The organism is Mediterranea massiliensis, from assembly GCF_900128475.1.
Taxonomy (GTDB): Bacteria; Bacteroidota; Bacteroidia; order Bacteroidales; family Bacteroidaceae; genus Bacteroides; species Bacteroides massiliensis_E.
Genome location: NZ_LT635839.1, coordinates 507,674 through 523,676 on the forward strand (window position 1 = coordinate 507,674; position 16,003 = coordinate 523,676).

General features: G+C 56.3%; 12 protein-coding genes. 6 read left to right on the forward strand and 6 right to left on the reverse strand.

Annotated elements, in window-relative coordinates:
- Positions 1–65: 65 nt before the first annotated feature.
- Genes BQ7483_RS15630 through BQ7483_RS15640 form a run of 3 tightly spaced genes read left to right on the forward strand, consistent with a single transcriptional unit; the run spans position 66 to position 2,334 of the window.
- Positions 66–710 carry an O-methyltransferase gene (locus BQ7483_RS15630; protein WP_072546526.1) on the forward strand — a complete coding sequence of 215 codons (645 nt, stop codon included), beginning with the start codon at positions 66–68 and terminating at the stop codon, positions 708–710.
- A 52-nt stretch (positions 711–762) separates the two neighbouring features.
- Positions 763–1,095: a 30S ribosome-binding factor RbfA gene (gene rbfA, locus BQ7483_RS15635; RefSeq protein WP_022020205.1), complete on the forward strand. Its 333-nt coding sequence runs from the start codon at positions 763–765 to the stop codon at positions 1,093–1,095.
- A gap of 9 nt (positions 1,096–1,104) precedes the next feature.
- On the forward strand, positions 1,105–2,334 hold the full coding sequence (locus tag BQ7483_RS15640) for an FtsX-like permease family protein (RefSeq protein WP_022020206.1): 1,230 nt from the start codon (positions 1,105–1,107) through the stop codon (positions 2,332–2,334).
- 312 nt (positions 2,335–2,646) lie between these two features.
- Here the strand turns inward: BQ7483_RS15640 and BQ7483_RS15645 are convergent, their stop codons facing one another.
- Positions 2,647–5,166 carry a YfhO family protein gene (locus BQ7483_RS15645; RefSeq protein ID WP_072546527.1) on the reverse strand — a complete coding sequence of 840 codons (2,520 nt, stop codon included), beginning with the start codon at positions 5,164–5,166 and terminating at the stop codon, positions 2,647–2,649.
- A gap of 120 nt (positions 5,167–5,286) precedes the next feature.
- Between BQ7483_RS15645 and BQ7483_RS15650 the strand changes: the two genes are divergently transcribed.
- The 3 genes from BQ7483_RS15650 to BQ7483_RS15660 all read left to right on the forward strand — a co-directional run bounded on the left by BQ7483_RS15650 (position 5,287) and on the right by BQ7483_RS15660 (position 7,793).
- Entirely contained in the window at positions 5,287–6,000 is a 714-nt protein-coding gene (locus BQ7483_RS15650; protein WP_022020208.1) for a 5'-methylthioadenosine/adenosylhomocysteine nucleosidase, read from the forward strand.
- Positions 6,001–6,077: 77 nt separating this feature from the next.
- The gene (locus BQ7483_RS15655) at positions 6,078–6,566 is read left to right on the forward strand and encodes an S-ribosylhomocysteine lyase (RefSeq protein WP_022020209.1); all 489 of its coding nucleotides are present in this window, start codon (positions 6,078–6,080) and stop codon (positions 6,564–6,566) included.
- Positions 6,567–7,028: 462 nt separating this feature from the next.
- A complete protein-coding gene (locus BQ7483_RS15660; protein ID WP_022020210.1) occupies positions 7,029–7,793 on the forward strand; it encodes an SDR family NAD(P)-dependent oxidoreductase in 765 nt (254 codons plus the stop codon).
- A gap of 110 nt (positions 7,794–7,903) precedes the next feature.
- Here the strand turns inward: BQ7483_RS15660 and BQ7483_RS15665 are convergent, their stop codons facing one another.
- The 5 genes from BQ7483_RS15665 to BQ7483_RS15685 form a co-directional block, all read right to left on the reverse strand.
- The gene (locus tag BQ7483_RS15665) at positions 7,904–9,550 is read right to left on the reverse strand and encodes an AMP-binding protein (RefSeq protein ID WP_072546528.1); all 1,647 of its coding nucleotides are present in this window, start codon (positions 9,548–9,550) and stop codon (positions 7,904–7,906) included.
- Positions 9,551–9,575: 25 nt separating this feature from the next.
- Positions 9,576–10,151: a helix-turn-helix domain-containing protein gene (locus BQ7483_RS15670; protein ID WP_072546529.1), complete on the reverse strand. Its 576-nt coding sequence runs from the start codon at positions 10,149–10,151 to the stop codon at positions 9,576–9,578.
- Between the two features lie 144 nt (positions 10,152–10,295).
- Positions 10,296–11,609, reverse strand: coding sequence for a TolC family protein (locus BQ7483_RS15675; protein WP_072546530.1), 1,314 nt, complete (start codon positions 11,607–11,609; stop codon positions 10,296–10,298).
- Positions 11,606–14,788: an efflux RND transporter permease subunit gene (locus BQ7483_RS15680; protein WP_072546531.1), complete on the reverse strand. Its 3,183-nt coding sequence runs from the start codon at positions 14,786–14,788 to the stop codon at positions 11,606–11,608. Before BQ7483_RS15680 ends, BQ7483_RS15675 begins: the two co-directional genes overlap by 4 nt.
- Positions 14,788–15,846 carry an efflux RND transporter periplasmic adaptor subunit gene (locus BQ7483_RS15685; protein WP_083535765.1) on the reverse strand — a complete coding sequence of 353 codons (1,059 nt, stop codon included), beginning with the start codon at positions 15,844–15,846 and terminating at the stop codon, positions 14,788–14,790. Before BQ7483_RS15685 ends, BQ7483_RS15680 begins: the two co-directional genes overlap by 1 nt.
- Positions 15,847–16,003 lie beyond the last annotated feature (157 nt).

A 16,003-nucleotide genomic window follows, 5' to 3' on the forward strand; every position in this document is an offset into this window, starting at 1 on the left:
AAAATTGAGAATGGATAATCATTCCATCCGTTTCTCATTTTCAATTATCAATTATCAATTATCAATTGGATTTAAACGAATACATATTGCAGCACATCGACCCGGAGAGTGACTATCTGCGAGCTCTTTATCGGGATACGCATCTCAAGTTGCTGTATCCGCGTATGGCTTCGGGGCACCTGCAAGGGCGGATGTTGAAGATGTTCGTGCGGATGATTCAGCCCCGCCAGGTGCTGGAGATAGGAACTTATAGCGGATACTCGGCTCTTTGTATGGCCGAAGGCCTGTCCGACGGGGCCATGCTTCATACCATTGAGATAAACGATGAGCAGGAAGACTTTACCCGTCCGTGGCTCGAAGGCTCGCCATACGCCGACAAGATCAAGTTCTATATTGGCGATGCGCTGGAACTGGTACCGCGACTGGGGCTAACATTCGACCTGGTCTTTGTGGATGGTGACAAGCGCAAGTATCTGGACTATTACGAGATGGCTCTTACCTGCCTGTCGGACGGTGGATACATCATTGCTGACAATACATTGTGGGACAGCCATGTTCTGGAGGAACATCCGCATAGTTCGGATTTGCAGACCATCCGTATCAAGGAGTTTAACGATTTCGTGGCTCGCGATTCTCGGGTAGAGAAGGTTATTCTGCCCTTGCGTGACGGCCTGACAATCATCCGGAAGATTCCGAGAGTGAGGAGCTAAAAGTTGAGAGTTGAATTAACTATTAACCATTTATCATTAACCATTAATTAGTATGGAAACAACCCGTCAGAACAAAATAGCCCGTTTGCTCCAGAAGGAGCTGAGCGAGATTTTCCTGTTGCAGACCAAGAGTATGCATGGCGTGTTGGTGTCGGTCAGCGCCGTACGTATCAGCCCCGATTTGAGTATAGCCCGTGTCTATCTCAGTATTTTCCCTTCGGAAAAGGGGGAGGAGCTCATCAAGAATATCAATGCCAACATGAAGTCCATCCGTTACGAACTGGGTACCCGCGTGCGTTTTCAGCTCCGTATCATTCCCGAGCTAAAGTTCTTCTTGGACGATTCGCTGGACTATCTGGAACACATTGACGAACTGCTTAAATAAGGCTGAGTCTTGAACTTGTCCTTTTACATAGCCCGTCGTTACCTGTTTTCCAAGAAGAAACACAATGCGGTCAACATCATTTCCGGCATTTCGGTGTGTGGAGTGGCGCTGGCTACACTGGCTATGGTATGCACTCTTTCGGTGTTCAACGGCTTTCAGGACATGGTGGCCGGTTTTTTTACGGCGTTCGATCCGCAGCTGAAGATTACCGTACGTGAAGGGAAAGTGTTTCTGCCTGACGAGCCTGCCTTACAACAGGTCCGTGCCCTACCCGAAGTGGAGGTCTGGACTGAAACACTCGAAGAGAATGCCATGGTGCAGTACAAGGACCGTCAGGTGATGGCGGTCATCAAGGGGGTGGATGATAACTTCGAACAGTTGACCTCCATCGACAGTCTGCTCTATGGTACCGGGCAGTTTGTTCTGAAAGACAATATTGTGGACTACGGCTTTCTGGGTATCGAACTGATGTCGCAGCTGGGCACAGGCATCCAGTTTGTCGATCCCTTGCAGGTTTATGCGCCTCGCCGCAACGTGCGGGTCAATCTGGCCAATCCTTCGGCCGCCTTCAACCGTGAATACCTGTTCTCGCCGGGAGCAGTGTTCGTAGTCAATCAGGAAAAGTACGACGCTCATTACATTGTTACCTCCTTGAGCTTTGCCCGTCGCCTGTTTGATTACGACCGCGAAGTTTCGGCTGTTGAACTGAAGCTGAAGCCCGATGCCGATACGGAGGCTGTCAGGCGGCATATCTCCGAGCTGTTGGGTGCCCGTTTTGTGGTGCAGAACCGTTATGAGCAACAGGCCGATGTATTCCGTATTATGGAGATTGAGAAGCTTATTTCCTATCTGTTCCTGACTTTCATTCTGGTCATTGCGTGCTTCAACGTAATCGGATCCCTTTCGATGCTCATTCTGGACAAGCGCGAAGATGTGGTGACGCTGCGCAATCTGGGAGCTGACGACCGCCTTATTGTTCGTATCTTTTTGTTTGAAGGCCGTCTCATTTCAGTCTTTGGGGCTGTTGCAGGCATCTTGTTGGGGGTATTGCTCTGCTGGGCTCAGCAGCATTTCGGCTTCATCTCTTTGGGTGGGGGCGGAGGAGCTTTTGTGGTCGATGCTTATCCTGTCAGTGTTCATGTGACGGATATTCTGCTGGTTTTTGTGACAGTACTGGTGGTTGGCTTCCTGTCTGTATGGTATCCGGTGCGTTATCTCAGCCGGAGATTGTTGAAATAGGAGCGAATTCGTCGGCGAAATCTGCTTTTTGGTCGATTTGATTTTTCTATGTCCAAAATCTTCCTTACTTTTGTATCGCTGCCCTGAAAAGGGTTAGAACTCTCTCTAAATAGCGTTTTTTCATGTATTATTGACTTGTGTGCCGTCTCTACCTGTGAAGGTGGGGGCGGTTTTTTTATTGACATCCTTTGTCTCTGGCCTTTTATCGTTATCTTTTTCAGAATGTATATTGTAGACGTTATAATCCCTGCTACAGGGGGGGCTTATAGAAAGCGCTCCAACTGTGAAGGTCGGAGCGCTTGTCATTTTTATTTAGTCTTCTTTGGGTTTCCTTTGTCTTGTTTTCCAAAGGGCAAACAGGGCTCCGGCGACTATAAGGGCCAGGGCTGTGTAGGCAATTCCTTCGGTGACGTGCAGGCTTGGTGGGTCGAAACGCATTTCTACCGTGTGCTTGCCTGCAGGGAGGTAGAGGGCACGCAGGATGTAGTCGGCACGGCCCAGTGTGGCGGGCTGTCCGTCGACGGTCACCTGCCAGCCGTCGGGATAGTAAATTTCGGAGAATACGACTACGGCATCGCTGCTGTTACTGGTTTCATACACCAGGCGGTTAGGTTTGTAGCTGGTCAGGCAGATGGTGGAGAGGCTGTCCCGATAGCTTTCCGTCAGCCCTTTCAGGGTGTCCTTGAAGCGGGCATCTACTACGGCTGTCACGGCGGGGTCGGCGGTGTTTAGCGCATCTATTTCTTCATTGGCATTGTCCACATACTGTATCTGGTCGACAAACCAGGCATTACCATAAGCATAAGGATTGAGGATTGGTACGGTCTGTCCTTGCTGACCGACGGGCAGAATGAAGTAGCGGGTATTCAGCATGTTCAGAACGCGAAATTTCGAGGCATCCACGCTGTCCATCTGACCTCCTGCACGGGCTATCTCGGAGTAGGCCGCCTGCATTTCAGGGGCGATGTGATGCTCTATCATTTCCTGATAGCGGCGGAGCTTGGCCGGGTGATAACCGCCTATGCTCTTATGCCAATAGGAGGTGTTGCTTTCGTTGAACGTATTCGAAGCCAGGTTCAGCACGCGGTAGTCCAGCGTGGTATCCTTCAGAATGGCTTCGTCGGTGGGTGTCTTGCTGAAGGTGGTGGTCTGGATACTCTTCGGGACGAACTGCTCGTCGTTCAGGTAACGTTTGTTCACGCTCCACAGGTCTACCAGGCACAGCACCGCGGTGCCGCCCACGGTGAGCGACTGGCGCAGCTTGCCTGCCGTGTAGAGCCACAGCAGCATGAGGCCGATGGCAACGACAAAGAAACTGCGCATGGCATCGTGGCTGACCAGTGCGGCACGCATCTCGCCCAGATTGGCCAGGATGCCATTCAGTTCGCTGGCCGGGATCATGCCTCCGTCCACGGCTTGCTGCAGCATCTGTGCTTCCTGGGCCGGGATGAAGCCTGCACTGAAGCTGCCCGGCGCCATCCAAAGCAGGAACGACACACCCAGGGTCAGGACGGAGCTGACACCCAGCGCCACCTTGTCACGCAGCACCTGGGGCTCCTCCAGTATCTTCTTCAGCGCGAAGACAGCCAGCAGGGGAATGGTAAATTCAGCGATGACGAGAATGGACGACACGGCGCGGAACTTGTTGTACATCGGCACATAGTCGATGAAGAAGTCGGTCAGCGGCATGAAGTTCTTGCCCCACGACAGCACGATGGAGAACAGCGTTGCACCGATGAGGGCCCACTTCAGCGGTCCTTTCACGATGAAACAGCCCAGCAGGAAGAGAAACAGCACGAACGCACCCACGTAGACGGGTCCTGCCGTCATGGGCTGGTCGCCGAAGTACTGCGTCAGGCTGTTGTAGAGGCTGCTGTACATCGGGTTGGCCTTTTCCATAGCTGTCTTGCTCTGGCTCAGGGGCACGGAGGCACCGCCCTTGAAGTTGGGTACCAACAGCGTCCACGTCTCGCCAACGCCGTAACTCCACTGCGTGATGTAGTCACGGTCCAGCCCGCCGCTGGTCTGTTTGGCCGCTTCGCCCGTCTGCACCAGCTCACTCTTGCCGCGCATGGTTTCCTTGCTGTAGGTATAGGTGTGATAGAGGTTCGACAGGTTGGCTGCCACGCCGATGAGGGCTGCTACGACCAGTACCGCGCTGGCCCGGAAGAACTGCGGCAACGTCTTCTCGCGCCAGGCCTTCTCGAAGTAGGCACCCACGATGAAGAGGATGACGAACAGGAAGTAATAGGACATCTGCACGTGGTTCGACGCAATCTGCAGGGCTACGAATAGCGCGGCTACTACGCCTCCCGCCAGCAGGCGTCCGCGGTAGGCCAGCACGATGCCTGCCAGTGTGGGCGGGATGTAGGCCAGGGTGATGAACTTCCAGATGTGCCCCGCCGAGATGAGGATGAAGAAGTAGGACGAGAAGGCCCATAGGATGCCTCCCAACGTGGACAGCCACACCGACAGCCCGAAGGTCCGCAGCAGGATGTAGAAGCCCAGCATGAGGATGAACGTCAGGCAGACGTAGCTGGGCAGGAACAGCTGGTATACTTTCTGCACCCACTGCAACGGCTTGTTGGAGTCGTACGAGGGTGAAATCTGGTAGGTGGGCATGCCGCCGAATACGGAGTTGGTCCAGCGGGTACGTTCACCCGTCTGCTCGTAGTATTCCTTGGCCTCCTGCCCGATGCCCACCCCTGCCGCCGTGTCGTGCTGGAAGAGCATGCGGCCTTCGATGTCAGCCGGGAAGAAGTATGCGAACGAAAGCAGGGCGAACAGGATGATCGCCACCAGGTCGGGGAGTATTCTTTTCAGTGTCGTCATTGCGATTAAGTCTTGATTATGGAGGGCAAAGATACGATATTCCTCCCATTTTCCGCATTCCCTGCGGGCGTATTTCGGGGAAATGTCGTACATTTGCATACATTTAAGTATTTGTCATCAATGAAAATAGGCATCATCAGTGCAATGGACAGTGAGCACCGCCAGCTGGCGGACCGCCTGTCGCAGAAAAAAGAGAGCGGCGAAGGCCGTTTCCGCTACGTGGAAGGCTTCCTGGGCCGTAACGACGTCGTGCTCACCCAGTGTGGCATCGGCAAGGTGAATGCGGCTGTGGGAGCCGCCGAACTCATCCGCCGTCACCGGCCGGACTGCATTGTCAGCACCGGTGTGGCAGGAGGCATCGACACTTGCCTGCGGGTGGGTGACGTGGTGGCCAGCGGCCGGCTGGTCTATCACGACGTGTACTGTGGCAACGACGGCACCCACTACGGCCAGATACAGGGGATGCCCCTTTACTACGAGGCTGCGACCGGGCTGTTGTGTCACGCGCTGGGGCTGAACAATGGTGCCGGGCTGGAGAGCCGCATCCACGGCGGACTCATCTGCACGGGCGACCGTTTTGTGGAAGATGCCGCTGAACTGGCCACCATCAAGCGCCACTTCCCTGAGGGGATGGCCGTCGACATGGAGTCGGCCGCCATCGCACAGACGTGCTTCATCTACGGCGTACCTTTCCTCAGCTTCCGCATCATCAGCGACACGCCGGGCGCGCACGATGACAACTTCGCTCAGTACAAGGACTTCTGGACAACGATGGCCGAACGGTCGTTCCAGACGACGTGGGCGTTCTTGTCCTCCCTGCCGGAAGAAAGCTGACAAGGCCACGGGGCTTTACTGATTCCTCACACCTTGTCAACTTGTCCTATCAATTCGTCAACTAAAATGCAAATGATATGAAGAAAATTCCCAGTTTTACCATCGACCACATCTGCCTGCTGCGCGGCATCTACGTGTCGCGCAAGGACGAGGTGAACGGTGAAGTGATCACCACTTTCGACATCCGTATGAAGGAACCCAACCGCGAGCCCGCCCTCGGACAGGGCGCGCTGCACACCATCGAACACCTGGCCGCCACCTATCTGCGCAACAATCCGCAGTGGCAGGACCGCATCATCTACTGGGGCCCCATGGGCTGCCTCACGGGCAACTACCTGCTGATGCGCGGCGACCTGCAGCCTGAAGACATCCTGCCGCTGATGCAGGATACGTTCCGTTTTATTGCCTACTACGAGGGCGAAGTGCCCGGCGCCGCCCCGCAGGACTGCGGCAACTACCTGCTCCACGACCTGCCCATGGCCCGGTGGGAGTCGGCCAAGTATCTGCACGAAGTGCTCGAGCAGATGACCGAGGCCAACATGCGCTATCCTGAGAAGGCGGAGTGACACAAGCATTCCTGCCGGTATCGTGCTTTTCGGGCACGGACGGTTCAGCCGTTCACGGAGGTTTGTCCTGCCGTGGCGGCCGAATTGTCCGTGCCCGTTTTTTCAGTGCGATGCAAGAAAACAAAGGTTTCTACAAGAACTTGTTTTCAATACTGTTTATTTGTTCCTTAAATCCTTAAGATGGTTTCATGCGATGAAACCGGTAGTTTCATTGTCTTGACAACCTTTGAACTTTTTCTTTACCCGTTTGTATTCCAATTCATCTTGGGGAACGTGTACGTCCCTTTTGCCTTTTCTCCGGCCCGACGACCTATAGGTTTTCTGCATCCGATGTTCCTCGGAAAGTCTTTCCATTGTAAAAAATGAAGGAAATCTATGGTGATTATTTTTATTTTTCTAATTTTGCTTTTTGTACAAATAAGCAGAACGGTTATCCGAAGAATCAATTATAAATTATAGATTATGGGAAAAACAATATTTATTACAGGAGGCTCCACAGGTATAGGTGCAGCTTCAGTTAGAAAATTTGTAGCACAAGGTTGGAATGTGGGTTTTATGGATATCAATACGGAGGCGGCGTCCGGGCTGGCGGCCGAACTGAACTGCCCCGACCGGCTTCTCTTTACGGAAGGGAATACCCGTGTGCGTGCTGACATTCATAAGGCAGTGGAAAATACCATGGCCCAGTTCGGGAAGCTGGACAGTGTGTTTGCCAATGCCGGCATACATCGTGCCAATACCTTACTCGACATCGCTGACGAAGAACTGGACCTCATGATTCAGACCAACATCTATGGTACGGTGAACACGTTGCGTGAAGCTATTCCACACATTATAGCCGCCGGAGGCGGTTCGGTGGTCATCAACGTTTCCGACCAGTGGTTTGTTGGCAAGCCATACAGCTTTGCCTATGGCATGACGAAGGGGGCATTGGGGCAGATAACCCGTAGTCTTTCGATTGACCTCGGGCCGAAGAATGTCCGTGTCAACGCTGTCTGTGCTGGTACCATCCATACGCCGCTGGTCGACAATCTGTTCGAGAAGTTTGCCGCTGTGAACAACTGCACGATAGATGATTATTGGCGCAAGGAGAATGCACTCTATGCCCGGGGTTCGGCTGGACGTCCCGAGGAAGTGGCTGAACTGGTATATTTCCTGGCTTCCGATGCTTCCAGCTTCTGTACGGGCGGTCATTATCTGGTGGACGGCGGTCTGGTAGCCGGTTGACGGCGGTCGGTTCGGGGAGGTAAACATAGGAGGGCATGTCGAAAGGCCGTTAGGCTTTGACATACCCTCCTGACAGGTTTCGTTTGCCGTCTTGAGCAGACAATAGAGCTTCAGATTATCTCGATACCCTGTTCCTTGCACAGCTGCAAGCCCAGATCTTTCAGCTTGAATTTCTGTATCTTTCCGCTGCCTGTCATGGGGAATTCTTTGACGAAGAAGACGTATTTGGGAATCTTGTAGCGCGAAATCTTGCCCATACAGAAGTCGCGCACGTCGCTCTCATGCAGGTCCACACCTTCGTGCAGGATGATGAAGGCGCCCACGGCTTCGCCGTACTTCTTCGAGGGAATGCCGGCCACCTGCACGTCCTTCACACCCGGCAGCTGGTAGAGGAATTCCTCGATTTCGCGCGGGTAGATGTTCTCGCCGCCGCGGATAATCATGTCCTTGATGCGGCCGGTGATGCGGTAATTGCCCTGTTCGTCCTTTACGCCCAGGTCGCCGGAGTGGAGGAAGCCGTCCTTGTCGATGACTTCGGCTGTGGCCTCGGGATTCTTGTAGTAACCCTTCATGGTGTTGTAGCCGCGGTTGCACATCTCGCCCTGTACACCGACGGGACATTCCAGCCCCGTCTCGGGGTCGATGACGCGCACTTCGGTGTGCTCGAAGTCGCGGCCCACGGTGTGGCAGCGTACTTCGAAGGGGTCGTCGATGCGGGTGGCTGTCATGCCCGGTGAGGTCTCGGTGAGGCCGTAGACGCTGGTCACCTTCATGTACATCTTCTCTTCTACCTGCTTCATCAACTCCACGGGGCAGAGCGAACCGGCCATGATGCCTGTGCGCAGGCTGGACATGTCAAAGAGGTCGAACATGGGGTGGTGCAGCTCGGCGATGAACATGGTGGGCACGCCATAGAGGGCCGTGCAACGTTCCTTGTGGACAGAGGCCAGCACGACGAGCGGGTCGAAGCGCTCTACCATCACTTCCGTGCAGCCGTGAGTGAGGCAGTTCATTGTGGCCAGTACCACGCCAAAGCAGTGGAACAGGGGAACGCAGACGCAGAGCTTGTCGTCCTGCGTGAACTTCATGTGTTCGCCGGTGAGGAAGCCGTTGTTGGCGATGTTGTAGTGGGTCAGCATGACACCCTTGGGGAAGCCGGTGGTACCGCTGGTGTACTGCATGTTCACCACGTCGTGGCAGGTGACTTGCGACTTCAGTTCGTCCAGACGGCTGTCATCCACGTTGTCGCCCAGCAGGAGGATTTCAGCGGTATTGTACATGCCGCGGTGCTTCTCCTGCCCCACGTAGACGACGTTTTTCATGCAGGGGAAACGTTCGCTTTGGAGGTGTCCGCGCTGGCAGGTGCGCAGTTCGGGCAACATCTGGTAGGTCATCTGCACAAAGTCGCTGTCCTTCTCACCGTTGACGATACAGAGGGTGTGCATGTCGGAATTCTGGCAGAGGTATTCCAGTTCGGCCTGCTTGTAATTGGTGTTGACAGTGACATAGACGGCACCTATCTTGGCGCAGGCATAGAGCAGGGTGAGCCAGTCGGGCACGTTGGCGGCCCAGATGCCCACGTGGGTGCCGCGCTCCACGCCGATGGCGATGAGTCCCTTGGCCATGTGGTCCACACGGCGGTTGAACTGACTCCAGGTGAAGCGCAGGTTGCGGTCGGAGTAGACAATGTATTCCCGGCCGGGGGTCGTTTCGGCCCAGTGTTCCAGCCACTGGCCGAGAGTACGTTCGTATAGCATGTTGTTTACCGTTTATCGCGACTTTTTACACCGGTGTATAGATGACGGCCAGTATCTTGGCGGCCTGTCCCTGGTAGGCATGTACGTGATGGGGCACGATGGAGTCATAGTAGATGCTGTCGCCCTCCTCGAGCAGGTACGTGTGCTTGCCGTAGCAGATTTCCATGATACCTTCCAGAACGAAGATAAATTCTTCGCCTTCATGAGAGGAGAGGACGAACTCGTTGTCGTCCGTGGGGGCTACGTCGATGATGAACGGCTCCATGTGGCGGTCGGCTTTGGCTTTGGACAGGGAATGGTATTCCATGTGCTTGCGGCTCTGGATGGCGTTGTTCGAGAAACTGATGCTGTCCGTAGCTTCCGACTTGCGGCAGATGGCAGGCCCCGTTTCGTCCTGGTCGTCGAGGAAGGTTCCCAGGCGTACGCCCAGCACACGGGCTATCTTGATGAGCGGTGCCAGCGAAGGCAGGTCGATGTTGTTTTCGATGCGTTCCACTTGTTCGATGGCCAGTCCCGAACGTTCGGCCAGTTCTTCACGGCTGATGTTTTTGTTTTCGCGGAGCGACTTGATTTTCTCGCCCACAATCTTACTTGTGTCCATAGTCTGAATGTTTTTCGTTTTACATGGTAATGATTCCAACGTTTGTTGTTCGCAAATGTAAGATAAACTTGGACACTTTGCAATGATTTGCAGGGAAAATGTCGCTGAAGCAGCATTTTCCCTGTCGTCAGTGTCCCTGTACGCTCAGTCGGCATCGAGCCGTCCGGTGCAGCGCAGGTAGTCTGTCTCGTAAATCTTGTATTGTGCCAGGGCTTCGATGCGGTTGCTTTCGGCCTGCTGCCATTGAGACTGGGCGTCGAGCAGGTCTGTCAGGGGGCTGAGGCCGTTCGTGTAACGGTTGCGCATGGTCCGCAGGTTCTCCCGGGCCTGCAGGCAGGCCAGTTCGGCTGTCTGTACCAGATTGTAGCCGTCGGTCAGGTTTTGGATGGCCTGGCGCACCTCGATGCTTAGCAATCGGGTGTTGCGTTGCAGGTCAAGCTGTGCGTTCTGCAGGTCCAGCCGTGCCTTCTTGACCTTTTTCAGTCCCTCGCCCCAGTGGAACAGCGGGATGCTGACCGATGCCATCACCAGCCCGATGCCGTCGTCCAGTTTTTGGGTGTAGGGCACGTAGTTGCCCAGTGCGTCGGTTGTCATGGCGTTGATTTTCACGTTGCCGTAGTAGGCGTATCCAGCCGACAGACCGATCTGGGGCAGGATGTCGCCGCGTGCCGACTTCACCTGCTGTTCGCGGGCGGCTACCTGATGGCGGAGCAACTGCAGTTCGGGCCGGAAGGCGATGCTCTCGTCGAGCTGCCCCGGCGGAACGGCCTGCCCGAGGGTATCGGCAGGCTCTATCGGAGTGTCGAACGGCTTGCCCAGCACGTGGCAGAGCGACAGACGGCAGAGGTCGGCTCCGTGGCGTACCTTCTGCAACTGGTAATCTATCTCGCTGCGTTTGGTGCCAATGCGCAGCAGTTGATTGTCTGTTGCCATGCCAGTAGCCAGGGCCGTACGGGTCTGGCTGTACAGGGTATCCATCTGGGTGCGGTAGGCTTCCAGCATACGCACCTTGCAGCCCACGGCAATGTAGTTCCAGTATGCTTGGTCGGCCTCCGCGATGACTTTCATACGGGTCTTGCGCAGTGTTTCGGCAACACTTTCCCGGCCGATTCGGGCCAGCTTATTGCCTGCCATGATTTTTCCTCCGGCATACAGAGGTTGCGTTACGCTGATGCCGGCCGTGTACATGCCGCGCATTTGCAGTTCCATTCCCGTCAGGTTCATGTCGGGGAACATATAGGTGCCAGACAGCATACCGTCCACTTTGGGCAGATAGGCGCTGAAGGCGATGTCTTTGTCCAGTCGGGCCTGTTGCAGGGCGTTGGTGGCCTTCTGCAGTTCTTCGTTATGCAGCAGGGCCAGCTGCCGGCATTCGGCCTGTGTCAGCCGGAGGGTATCCTGAGCCGGTACTGCGTTGCAGCAGACGGCTGCGGCGATTAGAAGTAAATGTTTCTTCATCTGTTGGAATGCGATTTAGGATTGAGGGATGTGAGTGTCGGGTTTTCCGTCTTTCTCACCTTGAACAGGAGGGTGTAGAAGACGGGCAGGAGGACCAGCGTGATGAGCGTGCCCACCGTCAGTCCGCCCATGATGGTGATGGCCATGGAGCCGTACATGGGGTCGCCCACCAGCGGGATCATACCTACAATGGTGGTGAGCGAAGCCATCAAGACGGGCCGGACGCGCGACACGGTGGCGTCGACCACAGCCTGATAGGGCGGGAGGTGTTCCTGGGTCTGCAGGCGGTTGATTTCGTCCACCAGTACGATGGCATTCTTCACCATCATGCCGATGAGGCCCATCATGCCGATGATGGCCATGAACGTGAACGGCTGGCGGAACAGGAGCAGGGCGGGCGTGATGCCGCAGAATACGAAGGGAAAGCACAGCAGGATGAGGACCACCTTCTTCCAGCTGTTGAAGAGCAGGAGCAGGATGGCCAGGATGATGAAGAGGGTCAGTGGCAGGTATTTCATCAGGTTGCCGATGGCTTCGCCCTGCACTTCGCCTTCGCCTACCCAGCGCATGTGGTAGCCGGCAGGCAGGGGGATGGCTTCTATCTCCTGCTGGATGGAGGCGACTACTTTGGCGGGCGTAGCGTCGTAAAGGGCGGCGTTGGGGTCGCATTCCGCTTCGATGGCACGCTGGCCGTTGATGCGGTACACAAAGTTCTCCTCCCAGTCCAGCCGGATGTCACGGGCCACGTTGCCCAGGGGAACGCTGCGGAACAGGTTGTCCTGTATGTCGTCCATGCCTTTACTGCCTGTCATGACGGCCTGCAGGTCTTCATCGGTCATGCGCAGGTTCAGCATGCTCCATACGGGGATATTGTGGAGGTCGGTGATGCGGCTGCCGTCGGCGTTACGCACCATCAGGTTGATGAGGACGATGCGGTCCTGGTCGGTCAGAATTCCCACGGGCATGCCGTCGGTGGCAGCCAGCAGGGCATTGGCCACGTCGCTCCGTTCGATGCCCGAGCGCAGGGCGTCTTCGCGAACGTATTCGGCCACGAGGGCCTTGCTACGGGGTTTCCAGTTGTTTTCCACCGAGTAGGGGTCCACGTAGGGACAACGGCGCATGATGTCTTCCGCCTGCTGACTCAACCGGCGCAGGACGGCGGGGTCGGGGCCAGTGAATTCCACTTCCACCGTGTGCGAGGTCGATATGGAGAAGTTGTACTTGCGGATGCGGATGTAGGTGTCGGGATAGCGCTCGCGCAGCATCTTCCTGACGGCCGGTATCTGCTCGACGACTGTCGCATAGTCTTTGCAGTCCACCATCAGTTCGCCGTAGCAGTCGCCCCCCGAACTCATGGGGCGTACCAGGCAATAGTGAGCCGGTGCGCTTCCCATGCTGGCAGCCACCCGTTCGATGGCCGGGTTCTGCCGGAGCAGTGCCGACATTTCCAGCAGTTCGTGGCGCACGTGGTCGGGGTCGGTCTGCGGCGGCAGGTAGCATTCTACGATGAACTGCTTGTAGTCGAAGTCGGGGAAGAACAGGTTCTTGACCCGCGTCATGCCGTAGATGCACAGGGCCAGCAGGGTGGCGGCTACAGCCAGGGTGGCTTTCTGGTGCCCGGTCAGCAGACCGATGAGGCGGCGTACCAGCCGGTGGACAGGTGAGTTGTACACTGCCTGTGCGCCGCTGCCCTCCTTCCAGCGGGCAGGCAACCACGACTTGGCACACATGGGGACTTGTGTCAGGGCCAGTACCCAGCTGGCCAGCAGGCTGACGCAGAGCACCAGGAACAGGTCGCCGGCGTATTCGCCTGCCGAGTCGGGCGAAAGATAGATGCAGAGGAACGTGGAAACGGCAATCACAGTGGCGCCCAGCAGGGGTAGGGCCGTATTCCGCCCGATGCGGAACAGGTAGGTCTTGGGACCCAGACCTCGCTTCTTGTCGGTCAGGATGCCGTCCATGATGACGATGGCATTGTCCACCAGCATACCCATGGCCACGATGAAGGCTCCCAGGGAGATGCGTTGCAGGGTGGTGCCACACATCAGCAGGATGGGGAACGACACGGCGATGGTCAGTACCAATCCGAACCCGATGATGACTCCGCTGCGGAACCCCATGGTGAAGATCAGTATCAGGATGACGATGGCTACCGATTCCACTAGATTGACCATGAACGAACGGATGGCCTCGTTCACCTTGTCGGGCTGGAAGAAAATCTTTTCCGTCTGCATGCCGACGGGAATCTGCGCCATGACTTCTGCCAGCCGCCGGTCTACGGCTTTGCCTACATCGGGCACAATGGCATCCGCCTCCATGGTCAGGCAGAGGGCCAGGGCAGGCTTGCCGTCGACGAAGAAGCCGTTGCGCTGGGGTTCGGAGTAGGTACGTTCGATGCGGGCCACGTCTTCCAGTCTGATCTGTTGGCCCTGCGGGGTGCTAATGAGCAGGTTGCGGATGTCGGCTTCGTCGGTTATGGCACCGCCTACACGCAGTTGCAGCCGGTCGTTTCCGTTCAGGCTGCTTCCTGCGTTGACCGTCTTGCCGGCACTTTGCAGGCTGGCCATGATTTGGGTGGGCAGGATGCCGTTGCGTGCAATCTTGTCCTTGGAGAGGGTGATGTTGATGACTTCATCGCGGTTGCCGGCGATGAGGATGCGTTTCACTCCCTTGACGGCCAGCAGTTCGCGCCGGATCAGTTTGGCGTATTTATAAAGCTCGGGATAGGTGTATCCGTCACCCGTGAAGGCATAGAAGATACCGTAGACATCCATCATGTCGTCCACCACGATGGGGTCGTAGCAGTCTTGCGGCAGCTTGGAGCGAGCGTCGCTCACCTTGCGTCGCAGCAGGTCGAAGTGCTGCTCCAGGTCTTTCAGCAGGACGGTCATCTGGAACTCCACCGTCAGGCTGACCATGCCGTTCTGGCATTCCGACTTCACCTTCTTCACATTGGGCAGGGCGCGCAGTTCGTCCTCCATCACTTGTGCCACTTTCAGTTCCGCTTCGTGTGCGCTGGCTCCCGGATAGGGGACGATGACCATGGCCTGCTTGGCTGCCACGGCAGGGTCTTCCAGCTTCGGCATCTGCATGAAGGCCAGTACGCCTGCAATCAGGATGCCCGCCATGAGCGACCAGAACAGGGTGGGGTGCTTGACAAAGGAAACGGTCAGTTTCATCAGATAAGCCCTCCTATGTTGGTTTCACTTTCCTGTTCGGCCACCTGCACCTTCTCGCCTTCCTGCAGGGAGTTGGCTCCGGCCTTTACCACCTGTTCGTTGCCGGTCAGGCCGGAGGTGATGACGGCGTCACCGCTCGGGTTCAGACCGCTGCATGTCACCTGGCGCCGACTGACGGTGGAGTCGGGCTGCCAGACCCATACGCAGGTGTTTCCTTCGTGCTGGACCAGGGAATGGAGGGGCAGGGCGAAGGCGGCGGAGGTCGTGTCGCTGCCCGCAATGCGGAAGGTCACGCCGATGTTCATGCCTGCGCTGAGGCGTGCGTCGGGGACGTGCTGGAAGGCAAGCCGCACGCGGTAGAGCTGGTTGCCGTTGGCCTTCGGCGCAATGCTGGCCAGCTGCATGGGCAGGCTGTCGGTGTCACCGAAGGGCGGGCGGCAGCTGATGGAATGGAAGCGGGTGCGTTGCAGATAGACTTCGGCCGGCAGTTCGACTTCCACTTCCAGTCGGTGTACGTCGAGCAGGTTGATGACCGGCGTACCGGCGTCCACCATTTCGGCCGGAGCGAAGTTGACGCTCTGCACACGACCGTCGGTCGGCGCGTAGAGGGAGGTGTAAGCCAGCTTGTTGCGGTTGGCCTGGAGTTGTACCTTCAGTTGTTGCAGGCCGGCCACGGCTTTCTCATAATCGTTGGCCGACACGCTCTTGGCGGCATACAGCACGCGGGTACGCTCCACTTCGTCTTCCAGCTGCCTGCACTGTATCTCCAGCGCTTCCACGGCCAGACGGTAGTCGGTGTCGTCCAGTCGGGCGATGAGCTGTCCGCGTTTCACGGGATCGCCTTCCTTTATGAGGATTTCTTCGAGCTGGCCGGCGGTCTTGAAGCCCAGGCTGATGTTGTGGTTTTCCTGTACGACGCCCGAGAAGTGTTTCACTTCTTCTGTCCCGATGCGGACGGGATGGGTCAGTACGACGCTGCGTGTGAATGTGGCGCCCGGCTTGTCGGCACATCCGCCTGCCAGGCAAAGGAGGGCCGGTAGTAGCAAGAATCTTCTCATTTCGGTGTCATTTTATGGTTTGTCGGCAAAGTTCCGTGTTTTTGTCCTGCCACCTGCGACCTTATCGGCCAATAAAATGTCCTAAAGGATGAATTTTAGAGGGAAAGAAGGTGCTTTTTGTCTGATTTCTGTTCCAAACCGTTATATTTGTTCCATT